This is a genomic window from Paracoccus sp. (in: a-proteobacteria) (genome assembly GCF_046462195.1).
GTDB lineage: Bacteria > Pseudomonadota > Alphaproteobacteria > Rhodobacterales > Rhodobacteraceae > Paracoccus.
The window spans coordinates 1-3,948 of record NZ_JBKGUN010000257.1 but is presented as its reverse complement, the minus strand read 5'-3'; the positions used below and the strand labels follow the sequence as shown (position 1 = coordinate 3,948).

At 58.2% G+C, this 3,948-nt stretch carries 3 protein-coding genes; all 3 read right to left on the bottom strand.

The genetic code is table 11. The features are described 5' to 3' along the window. Window positions 1–1,633, bottom strand: a 1,633-nt coding sequence (locus ACLHHB_RS15795; RefSeq protein WP_410219239.1) for a hypothetical protein, incomplete at its 3' end; no start/stop codon positions are given. A gap of 157 nt (window positions 1,634–1,790) precedes the next feature. Beyond that, window positions 1,791–3,173, bottom strand: a complete 1,383-nt coding sequence (locus ACLHHB_RS15790) for a GDSL-type esterase/lipase family protein (protein WP_410219238.1) — start codon at window positions 3,171–3,173, stop codon at window positions 1,791–1,793. A gap of 488 nt (window positions 3,174–3,661) precedes the next feature. After that, the coding region (locus tag ACLHHB_RS15785; RefSeq protein WP_410219237.1) for a hypothetical protein at window positions 3,662–3,948 on the bottom strand (287 nt) is incomplete at its 5' end.

The following is a 3,948-nucleotide window of genomic DNA, read 5'->3' as shown; positions in this document are numbered from 1 at the left end:
CCGCGACAATCCGTTTGACAACTGCCCGGCTGGTGTCGCCGGCGTAGCGCCGCTGCCAAGAAAGGCCAAAGCGCCAGTCATCGTTTGGAAAGTAGGCGAGACCGGCCTCGAAGGTGCCCGAGCGGCTGCGGCTATCCTGCGTTTCCCGGAAATTCAAAAAGGCTGCACCGCGCACTTCGAAGGCCTCGCCAATTCTGCGGCTTCCAGACACTCCTATTCTGGCAAGATCGGCGTCGGGGAAGTTCTCACCGCGAAAGCGTGTCACGCCAGCCTCAAAGCTGAGGCGGGTAAGACCGTTATCATACACCCGCGCCTGCTGTCCGCGCAGATTTGTCACCCTCAATCCATCAGATTGCCAAGCATGGGTGGCTTCGAGCGTTGCGAGCGGCATCTGTTCGAGCAGCAAACTTTCAATAAAACCATATGCTTCCTCGACAAACTCACCCTCGGCAATGAGGTCGCGTGCCAGATCCTTAGCCAGGTCTGGTCTGCCCATGCTCTGGTGCGCACGAGCAGCAAGCAGCCTTGCATTCGGATCGGGATCATCAACCGCGAGAAGGGGAGCGAGTTGCACCAGTGCCTCGCGTGGACGCTCCAGACCGAGCATCGCCCTAGAACGGCCGCGGATGGCCTCAATATTACCCGGATCGACCTGAAGAACTTGGAGGAAGTCGCTGCGGGAGGCGCGAAACTCGCCAAGATCAGCCAACACCTGTCCACGCCCAATCAGGCCCAGAATGGCGGTAGGGTCGTCTGCCAGTAGAGCGTCATAAACCGGAACGGCGTCTTCCGATTGACCGCTCCAAGCGTAGGTGCGCGCCAAGCCCAGCAGAGTGGCGTGCTGTGTCTCCTCAGAAACCGAAAAACTATTCAGGAGGTCGAGAAAGCGTGATTCCGCCTCATTCCATTGTCCACCGTAGAGCAGCTGCTCGGCCTCCTGCAGGGCAAACTGATCTGCGCGAGAAGGGTCTACATCCGCGGCTTCATCGAACAGCGAGACGGCCTGTACGTAGTCCTTCCCTTCTGCACGGAGCCTCGCCGCTCCGGCCAGTGCATCGGCAAGGCTCCGACGCAGCTCTGCATCCGCAGGCTTTTCTTTGAGTAGCTCACGAAGTGCCGGAATTGCTGTAAAATAGTCTCCGCTCCAGAGGGGTTCCAAGGCCGCAAGACGCCGGGCTCCCGCCTTGACATCCGCAAGAGCTGCGGTGGCGCGCTGGAGCGCCTCGCGCACTTCCTCGTCATCTGGATATTCCTCGGAGACCGAGCGGAGCGCAGGTACAGCCTCCTCTAGATTCCAGCTCCAGAACAAGGCAAAGGCAAGCCGGCGTCGTGCCAGGTCACGCTTTTCCTCAGGCTGCGTGGCATCAGTCACCACTTCCCGGTAAAGTGGTATAGCTGCTTCGGCCGCTCCCGAGAACGCAAGCTGATCAGCATACTCACTCAGCCATTCGTCACGCCGGCGTGGTGCTCGTTCTATCGCGCGCTCAAAAGACTGTGCAGCCTCAGCATGCCGCCCTTCGTCGCTGAGCTGGCGAGCGCGTGCCGCGAATTCCGGAGCGCTCTGCGCGGCTGCCGGCAGGCCCGCAGCGACGAAGATCAAAGATAGAAAAACGGCTCGCAACGAAGCACTCATGAGACATGACCAGGTTTCGCGGTAATAGGCGCAATAACCCCGCCTGAGCAAAGTGGGTAAAGTGGAGATTGGCAACAGGTTGATGCCGGTGCGTGGGCACCCTGCATGTACTGCCGGCTCTTACGGCATAGATCGTCCTCAGATGCCGTCATGAGCCTCAGACAAAGATATAGTCGCTGTCTTCAGCGAGGTTCAACAGCCCGCTGATCTGGATCAACTCAACGCCGCCATTATAGGAGATGCCCCAATGGACGACCGGACTAGTGGTGATGCCAGTCGAGGAAGAACCAACCTCTACCAAAACAGCACCGCGGCCAAAGCCCTCTAAACGTAGCTGATCTCCAGCTCCCATGTGGATGTAATCGCCGGCCGCTTCAGATCTGCGAAGCACAAAAGTATCGGCCCCCGCGCCACCCCAATAGACATCCGCGCCGGCTCCGCCGTCGAGAGTATCTGCTCCTGCTCCGCCCCGAAGAACGTTGTCGAGCACGTTGCCGGTGAGGCTGCTTGATCCCGTGCCAGCGAAGGAAAGGTTCTCCACATGATTGCCAAGAATATACGCATCGAGCATTGTCAGAACAGTATCAACACCCTCGCCAGATTGCTCGATGATCACATCACGGCGGTTGTCCACGACGTAGGTATCGTCGCCACTTCGCCCCGTCATTGTGTCGGCACCCTCGAGACCGTCGAGTTTGTCGTTTCTGCGGTCACCGCCGTTCAGCCTGTCCGCTTTTCTGGAGCCGTTGATCTCTGTTGTCCAAGCCGCACTCTCCCTGGCACTTGAGGTCACCAGCTCTGGGCGGCTCTCATTGAAAACGATAGTGCCGCTCGCCATCAGACTTTCATACCAAGCTTCAGCCAAGTCTCGATATCCAGCCTCCGTCAAATGGACGCCATCGGTCGACAGATCAGCCGCCGTCGCGTGATCATTCACAAGCGTAACGCCAAGATTCGCATACTTGCCGACGAGTGTCTCCAGACCCTCGTTGAAGATCCTAATTGTGTCGTTGTTGGTGCGAAGTGGATCATTGTCCTGCCACCAGTCGCCGCCGACGGGCTGAAGAGTCATCACATGAACCTGCGGGCTCGCAGGATGATTGACGATCAGGTTCAGGAGCTGGTCCATTTCTGACAACATGGTCTCTGCACTGTCGCCCAAACGCACGTCATTGGTGCCAGCCAGAAGCAGGATCACATCGGTCGATTGCAGGCCAGCCTGCTCGATAAAATAGTGGACCGCAGGCCTTCCACCACTGTTGATCCAATGGCTAAAGGCGCCTGTTTGATCCCAAAAGCCTTCGTTGACGGGGTTAATGAACCAATCAATTGGCTTCCCTGAGTAACCGTTGTGGTCGGCATCACCAATGGCACCGTCCCGGTCCACCCCGACGAAGTCGTAGTTCACACCTCTTGACTGGAGCATGTACTGCAGCGGCCCACGGTAGCCTCCGGGCGAGGTGGCGTCCTGATACATGCCGTAGGTGTTCGATGCCCCTAAAGGCATGATCTTGATAGGCCGCAGACTCTCGATAGGCATAGTGCCGACTCCTCAGGGGCTGGAAGAATAGATCGAGTTCACGGCGGGAACCTGCGGGCGCTGTTAGCACATCGTTTACCATCCGCATAGATTCCTTAGAAGATTGGGGGCGGGAGATTTAGCGCTCGGTAGCGCGGCCAAACAGACAGCTCTGTGTATAGCCATGCGTCAACGGCCATACGCCGTACGCTTAATGGATTGACCAGTTTTCTTGGCTTGGCGCCTTTGGCAGCCGCAGCGCTGCAGATATGGTCGGCCGTCGTAACCTACCGAAGCGCGGATGCGGTGGTGGAGTCGAACGTCACGCGCAGGAGGCTTATCGAGGCAGCGGCCGCACTTGTACCCGAGCAAAGCCAAATCTATCTGGCGCTGCGGGGGGCTGTTGAACCTCTTGCTTCAGTGCCCGAAGCGGTCCCGTGCCTTCAAAGTTCTCTGCTCTATCCCGGGGCGGGTCACCGCTGTCGCCATCCTCGTTGAATTCTTAGAACTCAGCACCATGGGCCGCAAGCAGGTCGCCAGCTTAAGGGGGCCTTGCGCCAATAGCATAGCCATCCCGCCAGTGGCGCGGCAAAGCCTTCATCCATGGCGGACGCAAGTTCCTGCGCGACGCGCTCTCCATGCCCTTGCTTGTCGCCACCCATTATAACCCGGATTTGCGACAGGCGTACCATGCCATAATCACGAGCAGAAACCCCATGAAAATCGTCTTGATCTCTCTCATACGAAAGCTGACCCAACTCGCAAACGCCCTTGTCCAACAAGATCGCACTTGGGC